The sequence below is a fragment of the Hungatella hominis genome, assembly GCF_014288005.1.
In the GTDB taxonomy this organism is placed as follows: domain Bacteria; phylum Bacillota; class Clostridia; order Lachnospirales; family Lachnospiraceae; genus Hungatella; species Hungatella effluvii.
This window is the reverse complement of sequence record NZ_JACOPB010000033.1, coordinates 1-14,280: the sequence shown is the minus strand read 5'-3', so window position 1 is coordinate 14,280 and position 14,280 is coordinate 1. Positions and strand designations below refer to the sequence as shown.

Genomic DNA, 14,280 nt, shown 5'->3' with positions numbered 1-14,280 from the left:
TTATGTTGAATGCTTCTTTTGGCTGGCGGCACTTCCCGCAGTATAAAAGCCCGTCCTCCCCGGTGTAGTCCTCCGGCGTGGCGGCGGTGTCGGTCATGTTCAAAATCGTATCGGTAAAAGTATCAGTCATAAGCTCTCGCCCTCCTTGAACGAATAGTCTGGTATGCCTTTCTTCGGCTTCTCCTTTTTGTCCCTGTCCGCCCAGATACGCAGAGCGGCGGCATGGCTGCGGTAGGTTTTCCCGGTAGCTTCCATGTAGCGGCTCATTTCCTCGATAAACCGTTCCAGCCTGTCCGGGTACTCTGCCTTTAGCTCGGCGTATTCTGTTTCTGACAGGAAAATATTCTCATATCTGCCAAAGGCGGCGGGCGGCTGCTCCCCACTCGCTCCTTTTGTTTGGCTCTCTGTAAGTTTGTTTATAGTAAGTTGGTTAGGGGACGGTTTTCCGACCATCATAAAGTCGGTTTTCCGGCTGTCAGTTGGTCGGTTTTCCGGCTCTGTGATGGTCGCTTTTCCGACCGTCATAGGGTCGGAAAACTGTACCACTGGCACTGGCGGCACTTTCACATAAAGGCGGTTGGCTGCGGAAAAGCCCGCCCGCTTCCGTTCCAGCAGCCCGGCAGCGTCCAGCTCGTTTAATGCGCTCTTTATGGCGGTGCTGCCCCTGTCCAGCATTTCCGACATCTCCGCTAAGGGGTAGACAATGAAACCCCTCCCCTCGTCGTCCTGCCACTGGTTTTTCTGTGACAGGGTGGTGCGGTCTAACAGCAGCGCATAGAGCAGCTTTGCGGTGTGCGATATGTCCATTTTCAGCACGAAACGGGGATAGGGCATAAAGGACGGCAATTCCGTATCAAGCCCCACATAGACCGTTTCCCGCATTTCCTCCGGCTTCATGGCTTCGCCCGCTTGGAAACAAAGGGCGGGCACTCGATAACCTGTGCCCGGAAGCTCTGTTTACAGTCCCGGCGGCATTTGCGGCAGAGGTCGTTGTAAGTGATACGGTTGCGCTCATTGAGGAAGAACGCCCATTCCTCTTTCCGCTTCTTGCTCATTCTCGGCATGGCGGCTCCTTTCTGCCGCTTCTATCGGGGTAATGGGATAGGCGGCGTTTTGTGTATGTTTTCGGTGTCATTTTGGCTCATTTTCCCCTCTGTAAGCGGCGTTTTCTCCATCGGTGGGATTGCAGGTAGGGGAAGCAAAAGCCAAAGGATTTGTATATTTTCGGTATCGTTTCGGGGCGGTTTTCAACGCTCCTGTTCGTGCTTTCTCTGGCGGCTCGGCTCACGGTGCAAAATTTGGTCGATATTGCTTTTTACCGTCTGAAGCTCCCGGAAACGCTCACGCTTCGCCCGGTAGTCGTTGTACCCGGCGTTCTTCTCTGCGGTAAGCCGCTGGATTTCCTCTTGCAGTTCCTTCCGCTTCGGCAGCTTGGAGATTCCATGCTCTTTGAAATAGCGGGTTGCGGCTTCGGCTATGATAAAATCACTTTCGTGCTGCTCCCGATATGCCCGGCGTGCCTTGTCTGATTTCTGCGCTTTCAGACCGTCACGGGCGGGCTTCGTGCCGATATAGCTCAGAAGGCTGCGCTGCAATTCCTTTTTCCCGGCAAGGGTGCTTTCCAGTTCTTTCAGTCCGGCAAGGCTCGTCTGCATTTCCTCATGGGCTGCGGCAAGGGCAGCGTCCAACTCGTCGGGGGAAGCAAAACCGTAATTCTGGTAGGCGGCAAGGGTAGCGGACATTTGTTTGAGGTTGTGCATGGTCGCCCACTTCTCATAGCCCCGTCCTTTCCCCTCGGCTTTCTTGGCGGCTATATCAACCATGCGCTGCACTCCGTCATTGTTCGGGGCAATTTTCGGGGATTTTTCCCGCTGTATGCGCTCTTTTATGGTGTCGGGGTATTCCGCTATGGGTGCGGGCTGTTCGGCGGCTCTAGCGGCGTTCTGTTCCAAAACAGCGAATACGGAAGCCCGCTCAAAATCGTCGCCCAGCTTGCGGGCTGTGATAGGCTTCGTCCTGTCCGGCGTGAGGTAGGACAATCGCCCCCGGCTCTCCTTGACATTCACACCCTCCCGCAATAGCAGAGAAGAAAACTCGTCAAAGCTGGCGGCGTGTGAAAGTGCTTCCCGGATAGTCCGGCGCAGCTTCGCCTTGTCCGTTTCAAATTTCGTCTGCTTCACGGGCTGCCCGGTGGCGGCTCTGGCGGCGTTCTCGCTGTCAAGGGCAAGCTGCCCTTTCTTCTGCGCCCAGTATTCCCGCTCGTTCACTCGCTCCTTGCTCCCGTTCAGCAAATCTTTCTGGTAAAGCCCCTCACGGTGGCACATCTCCATGACTTCCGCTTTCAGATAATTCATGCAGGCGTCGGTGCAGCGGTGCTTGCAGCCCGCCCGCCTGTCCGCTGGTCTGTCCATGTGGGGCAATAGCGGCACTTCCGCAATCCGCAAGGAATTGATGACGATATGCACATGAATGTTGCCGCTCCCGTTATGCCCGTCCGGGTGGGTGCAGACCAACGCCTGATGTCCGGGGAAATGCTCTTTGCAAAACTGCTCGCCCAGCTCCTGCGCCCGGTCAACGGTCAATCCATTTTCGGGGCCGTCACGGGGGGCAAAGCTGATGATGTAGTGGTGGCTCTTTACGTCCTCCCGTTTCTGGTTTTTTCCGTAGCGGAGATTTGCCCGCATACAGGCGATTGCAAAATCCTCCCCCTCGCAATTCAGAGAAGAAATGCGGTAGTCTGCCCTCGGTATCAAATGCCCGTCCGCGTCAAGGGTGGGCTTCATGGTAAACTCGTCATGCTCGAATAAGAGGTACTTTTCAGCGTCCCCGTAGTTGGCATTTTTAGAGTTGATATGTTTGAGTATCGCCAATGGCTTCACCTACTTTCTGCAAGACTTCAAACTTGAGGGCGGCAAGCTCGGCGGCTGCTGCCCGCACCTCGCCGGACAGGGCGGCGTATGGCGTACCGTATTCATTCAGACAGCGGGCTATCTGGTTTAAGTTGCCGCCGATCCGCCCGTATTCGGCGGCAAGTCTCCCCAGAGCGGCAAGCAATTCATCATTGACAGGGGAAACGGTTATCACGGGGCGAATGGTCGCCCGCTGTATGGCTTGCCGGATAAACTCGGCTTGGCTCATGTCGTACTGTTCCAGCCGCCCGGCAAACTCGGCGTATTCCTCGTCCGTCATGCGGGTTTTGACTACCCGGCTGCGGTGGGGCGTGTTGTATTTCTTTCGCATGGTCGCTGACCTCCTTTCTTTTTCCCGCACAAAAACAGCGTTCCGGCGGGCGTGGTTTTTAGCGGCGCAAGCCGCCATAGCAGGGTTTGGGGAAGGCACTCCCCAACAAGTTTCCCGCAGGGGTAAAATGAGCGAATACGCGAATTTTGGTACTGTGGTAGAAACTTGCTCTAAAAAACTGCCGCTTCCCGCTGTCTGGGCTTCCGTCAATCCCCTCTGTTCCGCAGAAGCGATTTCTGCCAACTTTGGCAGCTATCCATACTACAAATTTTCCGGGGCGTTTTGGCTTCCGCTGATAAATCGGGCGGGGCGGCGGTTTCTGCCGTCCTTCGCTAACAAGACATTTCCAAAGGGCTTTTCTACCCGCTATTCCCCCTCGACGGAGAAAAATATTTTTTTGCCAACTCTGCGGCTGCATTTTTGAAAAAATCCTTCTCACTCCCTTCAACACTTGACAAAGCAAAATGGACGGAGATTTTCAAAACTTTTTCATTTTCCCTTTCGTTCTCCACACCACCAAAAAGCTCATTTTTGCCAAATATTTTGTTGCCTTTTTCAAATCCCCTCCACGGAAACCTTTTGATTTTGCCAACTCATTTCTCCCTTTTCGCCCTGTAATACAGAGAATTTTTCAAAACGCCGAACAGTCCGGGGAAATTTCCTGTCCGGCTCGTATAGGAAATGCGGAAAATGAAATTTCAGCTACCGTGTGGGCGCAAAAAAAGCAGGAAACCGTTTTGTGATTTCCTGCTCGGTGTGCCGCTGTGGTGGGGCGGTGGGTATTCAGTTGTTAATGCGTTCTACTGCGTAACATGGTACAGACAGAAAAGCAGAGAGCCGACCACTCCTAAAAGTGATTAACTCTCTGCTTGCACCTTGTCTGTCAGCGTTAGTGATAAATTGTTGAAAATACTTCCTTATCACTGTAAACTTCACGACTTCAGCGATTTTTTTGGAGACTTTTTTACAGCCCCGCCGCGCGCGAGCGTTGCTAAGTGCCAGTGGCACTTGGTTAGCAACGACCGGAGCGGAGCGTAGACCGCAAAGCGATAATTTCATCCCCGCGAGCTGCGCATCATCGCACGAAGTGCGTTTTGTCTTAAAGGAGATTCCAAAGGAATTTCCTTTAAGACAAGAAATTAAGAGTCCATCCGCTTCTTTAACTCTTCCGTAAATGCAGCCGGGTCAGCCGGAAGTTTCAGCTTCTTTTGCTCCCATGCGGACAGATAGGCTCCCTGAATCAGGCTCTGTGTATCGACTGCGTCCTGCACGGAGCACAAAATCGGCGTATTTTCAGAGAGGGCGGAAATAAAATTGTTGATGATATCTGTCTGTATCGCGGTGTTTTCTATTGTGCCGAAGGAAAATTGCTGTTCTGTATACGGAATACGGCCAAAGGGCTCTTCACAGGTTTTGGCGAAATGGCTCTCGTCAGTCTGCAGCGAACGAAGGGTCAGCAGATTTTCATTTTCCAGGATAATCTGGCCCTTGCTCCCGCTGAGTTCCAGCCTGTTGCTGCCGGGGCACTCCCGGGAGGAGGCGATAAACTGCCCGGCTGCGCCGTTTGGATATTCCATCATGATTGTGATTTCGTTTTCTACTTCAATCCTGCGTTCCTGTCCCACATAGCAAAATGCCTGTAATGCCGCGGGCAGGCCGCACAGCCATGTGAGGATGTTCAGCTGGTGGGATACCTGCGTCATCATCATTCCGCCGCCTTCTCCCCGAAATGTCCCTCTCCAGGGAGCTGTGTCAAAGTAAGCCTGGGGGCGGTACATATCTGTCACGATCCATGTGACCCGCTTCAGATTGCCGACAGTGCCCTCATTCAGCAGTTGTTTCATTTTGGCAAAGGTCGGGTTTGCCCTTCGGCAATAGAGCACCCCGGAAAGGGTGTCGGGGTGGGAATTTACGCAGTTCATAAGAGATGTAATTTCGTCTGGGAATACACCAATCGGTTTTTCAACCAGGGTGTGGATTCCCCGCTCAATGGAACGGATTGCCATATCAGGATGCTGAAAATGCGGCGTGCAGATCATGACCATGTCGATTTTTCCGCTGTCCAGCATGGCCTCATAGTCTGTAAAAAGCTCGGTGTCTTTTAAATCGTAAGCAGCTTTGATGTCCTCCATGTGAGAAACATTTCTGCTGGAGAGCGCGCTGATCACGGCGCCCTTTATTTTCCCCTGAGAAAAAAATTTGATGTATTCTTCCGCAATAAAGCCGATTCCGGCAATTCCAACTCGAATCATGATAAAATCCTCCTTTTGATAAATAGAGTGCTTTTGGAAATCTGGATGGGACTATAAGTCTATTGAAATTACATTATTTTGCGTCATTGTTCTACCTCGCCCTTATATAACACTCACAAATCCTACAATCAGAATTATTATAGCATACAGATGTGAATATTTCTACCGTCTTTCCACATAATGGGCGGGAGTGACGGCACTTTAGTCTGTCGCTCCCTTGATTGCCGCAAAAGCAGGGCGGGCGGCGGCTGTCATAGGGCGGCGCAGTATGCGCCGTTCATTTTACCCTTGACGGCTGTCGCCTGTTCTGCTATCTTCCCTCGGCTGTACGGAATAGTGGCGGGGCTGGCTGTTCTTGTCTTGTCTTGTTTTGTTAGTGCTTCTTTACCGCACATGAGCATTCGCGCCGGGGTTGTCGTTGCCGTAGCCCTCCATGAGATTGATAACGCCCCAAATGCCAAGCCCTGCTCCAAGGGCGATAACCAAAAGTCTGTAATACGTCTACTGCGCTGTTGAAAAACTCCATATATCACCTCACTTTCCGCCGCTTTGCGGCTGTCAAAATAGTTGTTTATTGTGGTGTTCTGTGTATAAAGAAATCCACCTGTTGTTCAGCGGCTGGAAGTCCCGCGCGGTTGCTGCGCGGGGCGCATATTGTTGTTGCGGCGGCTCCTGCTGTCCCGCATCTGGCAGGGGCGCGGATAAAATACCATGCCTTTCCTCTGATTGTAATATCTCCTTCTTAAAGTCCTGCTCTGTGCTTTTCGTATAAGGCTTCATGTGTGGAACTGTTCAAGCGGTGCAAGTCGCAAAAGAACAAAAAAAGCAGCAAATCTTTTTAAGACTTACTGCTTGATGTGCCACTTTGGTGGGTGGCAGTACTTTAGGCTGTTGCTCCTTGATTGTCCAACTGCAAAACCGGACGAGTCTGTCAGTAAAGGCTTGAAAAGCCGTTTACTTGTTATTGATTGACTCGTCTGTGTTTGCTTTTTTTAGATTTTACTGTTATTGAAATAATTCATCACCACTTTTGAAATCAAAGCCTGGGTGATAGTCAAATTTTACTGCACCGACGCTTGCCATGCCTTTTGTCGCTTTACAAATGCGTGCTATACCTTCATTCCCGAAACCAGCGCATAATTCTATGGCCTTTACACCTTGTTCTACGAGTTCTTGTGCAACGGTTTCAGCTTCAGAATAGTTTTTTACTCCAATAACTGTCAATTTGACTGTTGAAGTATCAATAACACTTCTATGATTTTTATAGTCTACTTCCGGTGCGATGAAAATGAATGCTGCATTTACTTTCATTATTAAATCCTCCTTATAAAATTTGATTTACATAGTTACTTCCAAATGTTTTTTAATTTTTTACCTCCTACTCTGATAGTATAAAAAAACCTGTTACAAATAAAGTAACAGGCTGTTTTTTTATATTCTTCTTGCAAGGGCTTCTAAAACAAATAAGGTTGGGACTTGTGTGGTTGCATTGTAATTCCCATTAACACGGTGTTCTTTCATGTTATAAGTAAAACTCCAATCGGATATTTTTGCTAATGTACTGGTTGCCGCATTAGTGATACTTAAAACCACACATTTTTTCTGTTGGAATTGTCGAACCATATCAATCAATTCTTTAGTTTCTCCACTTTCAGATAGCGCAATAACCACAGTATTTTTATAGGAGTATGTGGCTATAGGGTAAAAGGTATCCTCCAATCCAACAGAAAATTTACCCATATTAGAAAAAAGTCTTGCACCATACTTTGCCAAAGTTCCTGACGAACCATTTCCAATAAAAATCAAATAGTCAGAATTTTTAATCGTTTCAACAGGAAATGAAATTTTTCTTTCAAAAGCACTTGAATTTGTTCTTTCAAAAAAAAGGCTCAGTTCTTGTAAATCCTCTAATGGTGGTTGCATTTTAAGAACATATGTTTCAGCTTTTACAGCTTTTTTAAATTCAGAGTATCCGTCATAACCATTTTTACTACAAAAGCGTAATAGTGTTGATGTTGATATATGCATCTCGTTTGCTAGTTCACGGATTGTCATGTAGGGAATTTTTTCGATATTAGAAATTACATATTTATAAATCATAACTTCTGTTTCATTATATTTTTGAATCTCATCATATGAAAACATCAAGATACCCCCTTTTCATAGAAATATTATACACGGACTTAATAATTTTTACAATTGCGGATAGCAAGGCTTATACTGTCAATATATTATTGTTACTTTACGGTACGTGAGCATTTGGAGAAGGGATATCACATTCGGAGAAATGGTATATCTAATTATACAATCAATAAAAATCCTCGTATTATTTTTCTTGGGCCGATTCCCGATCATACCGATAATATCAAAAGCACGAAAGATATACCAAGCTGGAAACGGATGTGCTATTGTATTTTAAAAAATGACCATACCTGTCGGTTTATGGGATTTGGGCTTACGCGGCAGGAACAAAAACGCGTGGATATTATCAGATGCAAGTACGGAGGGATGATAGATGGCAAATAAGGAATTCAGAAGCCCGGTATACAATATCATTGCAGTACCATTTGAAAAGATTGTACCCAATACATATAACCCGAACAACGTGGCCCCGCCGGAAATGCGGTTGTTGTACGACAGCATCAAGGAGGACGGTTATACGATGCCGATTGTCTGTTATCATGTAAAAAGCAATGATAAGTATGTGATTGTAGATGGCTTTCACCGCTGGCGGGTGATGCGGGATTACCCGGATATTTATGAGCGTGAGAAGGGGATGATGCCGGTTTCGATAATAGATAAGCCGCTGTCCGGCCGTATGGCCAGCACCATCCGTCATAACCGCGCCCGTGGAACACATGATGTGGACCTAATGAGTAATATCATTAAGGAACTGTACGAGTTAGGACGTTCTGATGCATGGATTTCCAAACACCTGGGTATGGACCGGAATGAGATTTTGAGGCTTAGGCAGATTACCGGCCTGGCGGCCCTGTTCCGTGATGTGAAGTTTGGACAGGTCTGGCGGCCTGCGGAGGATGTGGTTCCGGACGAAGAGTCCTCTGATAGCGGGAAAACGCATACTATCTGCACCTTAGGAAATGATTAATAAATTCTTTAGCATTAAATAATACAATTATCCTACAGACCCAATATAATGTTAGAGGAAATAAGTCTGTTGGGGCAAGTATTAATTCACTTCAGCTGGATTGGATGCTGGTAAAATAATGAAGGCGGTATCATGAAAGGATTTAAACGACAGAATCAACTCTTGTCCCTCTGTGTATTAAATTGTGGACTTTGTCCCATGTTTTTGGATAAAAACTGTCCTGGCTGCGGCGGTGAAGGAAACCAGGCTTGCAAAATTGCAAGAAGCAGCATGGAGCATGGCGGAGTAGAATACTGCTTTTAGTGCAGTGTATACCCCTCTGAAAAATACAATCATATTGACGACTTCGATACCATTATTAGGTACCGCCAGTAAGAGGCTGATTTGGAAAGGCCAGGATACTGAACATGCTCCTGTCCGGCTATAATGCTGGACGGAAAAAGACACTCTTTTGTATAGCAGTAAATATTTTGGATTTACAAAAGCTGCGAGCCGTACTTAGGGAAATTGAGGGCAGACCTGATTTAGAGGGATTGATCTGAAACTGCACAAGAATAAGCGATAAGAAAAAGCAATGAGAAAATGTAATCATTATTTGCCAGAGCCGAACAACAATAAAAGGATTGAGAAAAGCAAAACTGAAAGGAATAATTTTATGAAGTAGACGTGTATGCTTATATCGGTGGCTAACATTAATGCTGCAAGAAAATTTTATGAGGATTTGTTCGGATTGGAGGTATTTCGGGACTACGGAAGAAACATCGCATTTACCTGCGGCCTGGCATTGCAGCAGGATTTTGACTGGTTTATGAATCTGCCGAAAGAAAAGGTACTAAAAAAATCCAACAACACGGAAATCGTCTTTGAGGAACAGGACTTTGACACTTTCCTGAACAAGTTGAAACAGTACCCGGACATCGAATATCTGGGAGAAGTGATCGAACATAGCTGGGGGCAGCGGGTAATCCGGTTTCCACAATTTTTCTACGTTCTTAGGACGAGCCGGTATTTACTTGGAGGATCTGTATGTCAAGCCGGAATGCCGCGGGAAAGGTTACGGAAAAGCTATTCTGAAAAAACTGGCATCTATCGCTGTGGAACGTGGCTGCGGACGGCTTGAATGGTGGTGTCTTGACTGGAACAAACCCAGCATTGACTTTTATCTGTCTCTTGGAGCAGAGGCCATGTCTGATTGGACAGTCTATCGCATTGCAGGCGATACATTAACACAGCTTGCTGAGTAACACGACAAAACAAATTTGGGCTTAAAAAGAGGAAAATTTATGTTTGAGGACGGTCGAAGCAAAAAAGTTATTTTTATAGCGCATTGTATATTAAATCAAAATTCAATATCTGACGGGACAGCCGTTTTTCCAGCAGCTTTTAAGGATGTAATAAAAATTCTTCTTGATGCTGATATTGGCATTGTCCAAATGCCATGTCCAGAACTTTGCTGTTTAGGGCTTAATAGAGGAAATAACGATGGGGCAGATGTTCCCGTTGTCATTGAAAATACCCGCATTCGTAAGGAAATGCAAAAAGCGAAATCTTACAAAATGCTAATGGCTCAAGTTGACTATGTGATGAAACAAATAACAGAATACAATGCCTACGGCTTTGAGATAATCGGGATTATTGGTGCAAATCGCTCGCCGAACTGCGGTGTTGAAACCACATCAGATTTTAACAAAGAGATAAGCGGTAAAGGTATTTTTATGAGCGAACTTAGCAATCGAATAAAGGCGGAAAACTTGAATATTCCTATGTTAGGCATCAAAGATACTGATAATGTATTTGAACAAGTAAAGTCTTTCATTAAGTCAAACTTGGTCAAGGAGTAGCAGAAAATTAAATAAGAAATATTGAGAGATTGTGGTATGAAAATTGAGTATAAAGACACCCATATTTTTACAGAGAAAGAACTGCAAAGACTGTTTTTGTCCGTGGGATGGGAGTCCGGGAATTACCCGGATAAACTTGTTGGGGCAATGCTAAATTCTTCACATGTAATTTCAGCATGGGATGATAACAAACTGATTGGACTGGTACGGGCACTTGATGATGGCGAAACAGTTGCATTTCTACATTATCTTCTGGTAGACCCTGCATATCAGGGGCATCATATTGGCGATGAATTGATGAAAAAGATTATGAGTTGCTTTGAAAACCTCCTTTATGTCAAAATTATGCCGTCTGATCCTAAAATGATTGCGTTTTATGAACGATATGGGTTTCAGCAATATGATAATTACTCAGCAATGGTACTGAAACATTTTCGATAACAATATAGCTTCCGGTTTATCTGGAATTTGATCAGAGTTGAAAAGTGTATTTTAAAAGGAGAATAATTCAATGAAAGAATTTAGTCAAGAAGCAGAACAGGTCATGATTGAGCGTTTCGGGAAAGATACAATTATATCATTAGCAACAACGGAAAATACAACGCCTTATGTGCGATACGTCAATGCCTATTACGAAAATGGGGCATTTTATGTCATTACCCATGCACTCTCAAATAAAATGAAGCATATAAAAAATAACCCTGTTGTTGCAATCGCCGGCGAGTGGTTTACAGCACACGGGAATGGCGTCAGTCTGGGTTATTTCGGGAAAAAAGAGAATTGTGTGATTGCAGAGAAGCTAAAAAAAGTATTTGCTGAATGGATTGATAACGGCCATACTGATTTTAACGATGAAAATACCATCATTTTGCAAGTGGAATTATCAGATGGCCTGTTGCTCTCGCATGGTACAAGATATGAGTTTTAGATTTTCAAATTTCCTACTGTGTTAGGTCAAGTATTATTATAGCTTATCCTAACCGTTTGCAGGTAGGCTGTTTAAGGAGGCTCCATGAAAGGATTTAACCGACAAAATCAATTATTTTCCCTCTGCGGTTTGAATTGTGGGCTTTGCCCCATGTTCCTGAATAAAAACTGTCCCGGCTGTGGCGGCGGTGAGGGAAATCAATCCTGCAAAATCGCAAGGTGCAGCATGGAGCACAACGGCGCCCAATACTGTTTCCAATGTAGCGAATACCCTTGCGAAAAATACGATCATATTGACGATTTTGATTCCTTTATAACACATCGAAATCGAAAATTCGATATGGAAAAGGCCAAACGCCTTGGAATAGACGCTTATAACGCAGAGCAGGCGGAGAAGGCCAACATTCTGGAGGTTTTATTATCCAATTATAATGATGGCCGCAAAAAGACACTCTTTTGTGTAGCCGTAAACCTGCTGGAACTGCAAGAGCTGCAAACGGTACTTAGAGAAATTGATCGTAAACCTGATATGGAAACACTGACGCTCAAAGAAAAAAGCGCTTTTGTTGCTGGATTACTGCAGGATGCAGCGGCAACGAAAAATATTGACTTAAAGTTACACAAGAAAAAGAGATAATGTATTTGAAAAAGCGCCACATATTTTCAGTGGCGCTTTTTGTTTGTAAAGGAACGCAATGACAATGTAAGAAACTGCAAAGAAATGGGAGTAATACAAGCACCGGGTGCAGAAACTATGTGTAAAGAGCTGGATCGATGGTGTGGTTCACCTTAGCCGGGTACGGTTAATTCCGAAAGGTGCGGATAAACTGGCAAACGGATGTAGAAAAGAAATAATTCAAAAACTATTGACTTTGACGTTCCGTCATACCGTAGAATGAAGTTACAAAATATCGAAAGGAAGTATAAAATATGAGTAACCTAAAAGTACAGGCCGTTCGTTCTGACGGTATCTACAGAAAAATCATGGAAGCGCCAGTTTCTAAAAAGAATGATATTTATCGCTATGAAATGATGAAGCCTTTTGAAAAGAAATGGGCCTGCTACAATGTGCCAATGAAGGCTGCACAACCGAATGGCTATGATGTTATTATGGCAAGTGGTATGTTAGGCTTTCTTCTGCCGGAAAAAATTGATGAAACATGGTCCGAAAGTATAACACTGTTAGACGATAACCAATTTTGGGATAACTGTCAAAAGTCTATCGAGCGCTCCTTAAAGTGTTTTACTGATGCAGAAATTGAGTTGCCGATAAAAGAATATCTCTATATCATTTTGCTGGCTGATCCAGAGAAACCTTATATGATAATGAATGATAATTACTGTGGAGATGGAGGGATTCCTGGCTACATTTTTACATGGCTTGTTCCATCTGAACACACTAAGAGCAGACTTCCCGTAGCGTTGGCACATGAAACAAATCATAATGTCCGTTTCCAGTTTATTAAATGGTACAATGACATTACTCTTGCTGAAATGATGATAAGTGAGGGACTTGCTGAAAACTTTGCTACTTACCTATATGGTGAGGAAAATGTAGGGTCGTGGGTAAGTAAGACAGATTTGGAAACTTTGAATGGATATATCAAGCCTATCATTAGGGGAGGTCTTGATGTACAGGGTTTAGATAACCTGACAGCATATCTGTATGGTGATGAAATGGCAAAAATGCAAAATTATTTTCCTGTTGGTCTACCCTATTGTGCCGGATATGCTTGTGGCTATCATATGATAAAATACTATCTGAAAAAAACAGGAAAATCTATCATTGAGGCTACCAAGATACCTGCTGATGAAATACTGAAAGAAGTGGAGGGATTTTGGGATGAATCCTAAAAAAATGATGATTCACGAGGTTGCAAAGCTGACCGGCATTACGATACGTGCTTTGCATTACTATGATGAAATCGGTCTGCTGGAACCTACCAAAGCAGATAAGACAAAATATCGTTTATATTCTGAAAATGATTTAGAGAAGTTACAACAAATTCTATTTTACCGTGAAGTGGGGTTTTCTCTAAAAGAGATCAAGGCATTATTGTCAGCGCCCGTATATAATACACGAGAAGCGTTAGAAAGACATTTAGAACTTCTCAATCTTAGAAAAAAGAAAATTGAGGAACTTATTTGCTTAGTCAACGATAGTTTGGCCGGAAAAAGTGATTACTCTTTTACAGCATTCTCAAATGCAGAAGTTTCTGCTCTACAAGAAAAATATAGGAATGAAGTTATCGAACGTTGGGGCAGCACCCATGAGTATCAAGAGTTTTCTTCTTTTTTTCAGCCAGAGCCGAAAAAGAGAGAAATCGGAAGTGGAATGATTTTTTTATATATTCACAAAATGTCTTTGAACGACTGGCGGAATATAAGGCGGAAACACCTGCTTTACCTGCCATTCAATCCATTGTTGCAGAGTGGCAGGAGTATATATCTGAAAACTTCTATCCCTGTTCGGATGCTATGCTGATGTATCTGGGCGAACTCTATCAAACAGATGAACGATTTGTCGAGTATATCAATAGATTTGCCACATGGAATGTTGCGGAATTTTTTGGTGAAGCAATTAAAGTCTATTGCTGTAATCGCTAATAAACTATTATATCGGGGCAACTTTGCGGAGGTGACTTAAAAGTAAAACTCGCAGGATAATCGTAAGAAATTGCGTTAAAAATCATATATTATCCGCAAAGAAAAATTCGCTTCATTTTGATATGATATATATCGGATGGAGCGTTTTTTACGTCTAAAAAGAAATTTTGGATAAGCATTATTTGGCGACTATATTACCTGCGAGTGAAGTCTTAGATTGTGTGGAGGACTTTTGGAACAAACAAAATATAATTTGGAGTTTTACAGCTAGCATGCGAATTCCACAGGAGGTTTTGAATTGATT

17 protein-coding genes and 4 pseudogenes are annotated in these 14,280 nt (G+C 44.7%); 12 read left to right on the top strand and 9 right to left on the bottom strand.

The genetic code is table 11. The features are described 5' to 3' along the window. Window positions 1-7 precede the first annotated feature (7 nt). The 5 genes and pseudogenes from H8S75_RS31190 to H8S75_RS31170 form a co-directional block, all read right to left on the bottom strand. Window positions 8-130: pseudogene (locus tag H8S75_RS31190) on the bottom strand (ATP-binding protein); the annotation flags it as partial. Further along, entirely contained in the window at window positions 127-864 is a 738-nt protein-coding gene (locus tag H8S75_RS31185; RefSeq protein ID WP_432764215.1) for a replication initiator protein A, read from the bottom strand. The gene H8S75_RS31185 and the pseudogene H8S75_RS31190, both read right to left, overlap by 4 nt. A gap of 29 nt (window positions 865-893) precedes the next feature. Beyond that, the gene (locus H8S75_RS31180; protein WP_187024795.1) at window positions 894-1,064 is read right to left on the bottom strand and encodes a hypothetical protein; all 171 of its coding nucleotides are present in this window, start codon (window positions 1,062-1,064) and stop codon (window positions 894-896) included. 183 nt (window positions 1,065-1,247) lie between these two features. Beyond that, a complete protein-coding gene (locus tag H8S75_RS31175) occupies window positions 1,248-2,870 on the bottom strand; it encodes a relaxase/mobilization nuclease domain-containing protein (RefSeq protein WP_187024794.1) in 1,623 nt (540 codons plus the stop codon). After that, window positions 2,842-3,240: a plasmid mobilization protein gene (locus tag H8S75_RS31170; protein ID WP_187024793.1), complete on the bottom strand. Its 399-nt coding sequence runs from the start codon at window positions 3,238-3,240 to the stop codon at window positions 2,842-2,844. The genes H8S75_RS31175 and H8S75_RS31170 overlap by 29 nt, the downstream gene beginning before the upstream one ends. On the opposite strand from H8S75_RS31170, the gene H8S75_RS31165 reads away from it, so the two are divergent. After that, complete coding sequence (locus H8S75_RS31165) at window positions 3,224-3,664, top strand: hypothetical protein (RefSeq protein ID WP_187024801.1); 441 nt, start codon at window positions 3,224-3,226, stop codon at window positions 3,662-3,664. The two genes, H8S75_RS31170 and H8S75_RS31165, sit on opposite strands and share 17 nt — an antisense overlap. 715 nt (window positions 3,665-4,379) lie before the next feature. On the opposite strand, the gene H8S75_RS31160 is transcribed toward H8S75_RS31165, so the two are convergent. From H8S75_RS31160 to H8S75_RS31145, 4 genes and pseudogenes are all read right to left on the bottom strand, one after another. Beyond that, window positions 4,380-5,492 (bottom strand): Gfo/Idh/MocA family protein, encoded by a 1,113-nt coding sequence (locus H8S75_RS31160; protein ID WP_187024792.1) that lies wholly within the window; start codon window positions 5,490-5,492, stop codon window positions 4,380-4,382. A 396-nt stretch (window positions 5,493-5,888) separates the two neighbouring features. After that, window positions 5,889-6,018, bottom strand: a pseudogene (locus H8S75_RS31155) (Maff2 family mobile element protein); the annotation flags it as partial. 479 nt (window positions 6,019-6,497) lie between these two features. Then, the gene (locus H8S75_RS31150) at window positions 6,498-6,803 is read right to left on the bottom strand and encodes a DUF6506 family protein (RefSeq protein WP_006774902.1); all 306 of its coding nucleotides are present in this window, start codon (window positions 6,801-6,803) and stop codon (window positions 6,498-6,500) included. A gap of 120 nt (window positions 6,804-6,923) precedes the next feature. After that, complete coding sequence (locus H8S75_RS31145) at window positions 6,924-7,637, bottom strand: MurR/RpiR family transcriptional regulator (RefSeq protein ID WP_187024791.1); 714 nt, start codon at window positions 7,635-7,637, stop codon at window positions 6,924-6,926. Between the two features lie 99 nt (window positions 7,638-7,736). Between H8S75_RS31145 and H8S75_RS31140 the strand changes: the two are divergent. From H8S75_RS31140 to H8S75_RS32965, 11 genes and pseudogenes are all read left to right on the top strand, one after another. After that, window positions 7,737-8,018 (top strand): annotated as a pseudogene (locus tag H8S75_RS31140) (DUF3440 domain-containing protein); the annotation flags it as partial. Continuing rightward, window positions 8,008-8,601, top strand: coding sequence for an IbrB-like domain-containing protein (locus H8S75_RS31135; RefSeq protein WP_187024790.1), 594 nt, complete (start codon window positions 8,008-8,010; stop codon window positions 8,599-8,601). The pseudogene H8S75_RS31140 and the gene H8S75_RS31135, both read left to right, overlap by 11 nt. A 670-nt stretch (window positions 8,602-9,271) precedes the next feature. Continuing rightward, window positions 9,272-9,721: a VOC family protein gene (locus H8S75_RS33700; RefSeq protein WP_002591348.1), complete on the top strand. Its 450-nt coding sequence runs from the start codon at window positions 9,272-9,274 to the stop codon at window positions 9,719-9,721. Continuing rightward, window positions 9,615-9,845, top strand: a complete 231-nt coding sequence (locus tag H8S75_RS32975) for a GNAT family N-acetyltransferase (RefSeq protein WP_330592359.1) — start codon at window positions 9,615-9,617, stop codon at window positions 9,843-9,845. The genes H8S75_RS33700 and H8S75_RS32975 overlap by 107 nt, the downstream gene beginning before the upstream one ends. 39 nt (window positions 9,846-9,884) lie before the next feature. After that, window positions 9,885-10,442 (top strand): CD3072 family TudS-related putative desulfidase, encoded by a 558-nt coding sequence (locus H8S75_RS31120; protein WP_002591349.1) that lies wholly within the window; start codon window positions 9,885-9,887, stop codon window positions 10,440-10,442. A 36-nt stretch (window positions 10,443-10,478) separates the two neighbouring features. Beyond that, entirely contained in the window at window positions 10,479-10,883 is a 405-nt protein-coding gene (locus H8S75_RS31115; RefSeq protein ID WP_002591350.1) for a GNAT family N-acetyltransferase, read from the top strand. A 70-nt stretch (window positions 10,884-10,953) separates the two neighbouring features. Next, a complete protein-coding gene (locus H8S75_RS31110) occupies window positions 10,954-11,370 on the top strand; it encodes a pyridoxamine 5'-phosphate oxidase family protein (protein ID WP_117566153.1) in 417 nt (138 codons plus the stop codon). A gap of 84 nt (window positions 11,371-11,454) precedes the next feature. Continuing rightward, entirely contained in the window at window positions 11,455-12,006 is a 552-nt protein-coding gene (locus H8S75_RS31105; protein ID WP_117566154.1) for a DUF3795 domain-containing protein, read from the top strand. Window positions 12,007-12,299: 293 nt separating this feature from the next. Continuing rightward, entirely contained in the window at window positions 12,300-13,223 is a 924-nt protein-coding gene (locus H8S75_RS31100; protein WP_002591353.1) for a DUF2268 domain-containing putative Zn-dependent protease, read from the top strand. After that, a pseudogene (locus H8S75_RS32970) lies at window positions 13,213-13,455 on the top strand (MerR family transcriptional regulator); the annotation flags it as partial. The gene H8S75_RS31100 and the pseudogene H8S75_RS32970, both read left to right, overlap by 11 nt. A 260-nt stretch (window positions 13,456-13,715) precedes the next feature. After that, window positions 13,716-13,976, top strand: coding sequence for a TipAS antibiotic-recognition domain-containing protein (locus H8S75_RS32965; protein ID WP_349769026.1), 261 nt, complete (start codon window positions 13,716-13,718; stop codon window positions 13,974-13,976). Window positions 13,977-14,280: the final 304 nt, after the last annotated feature.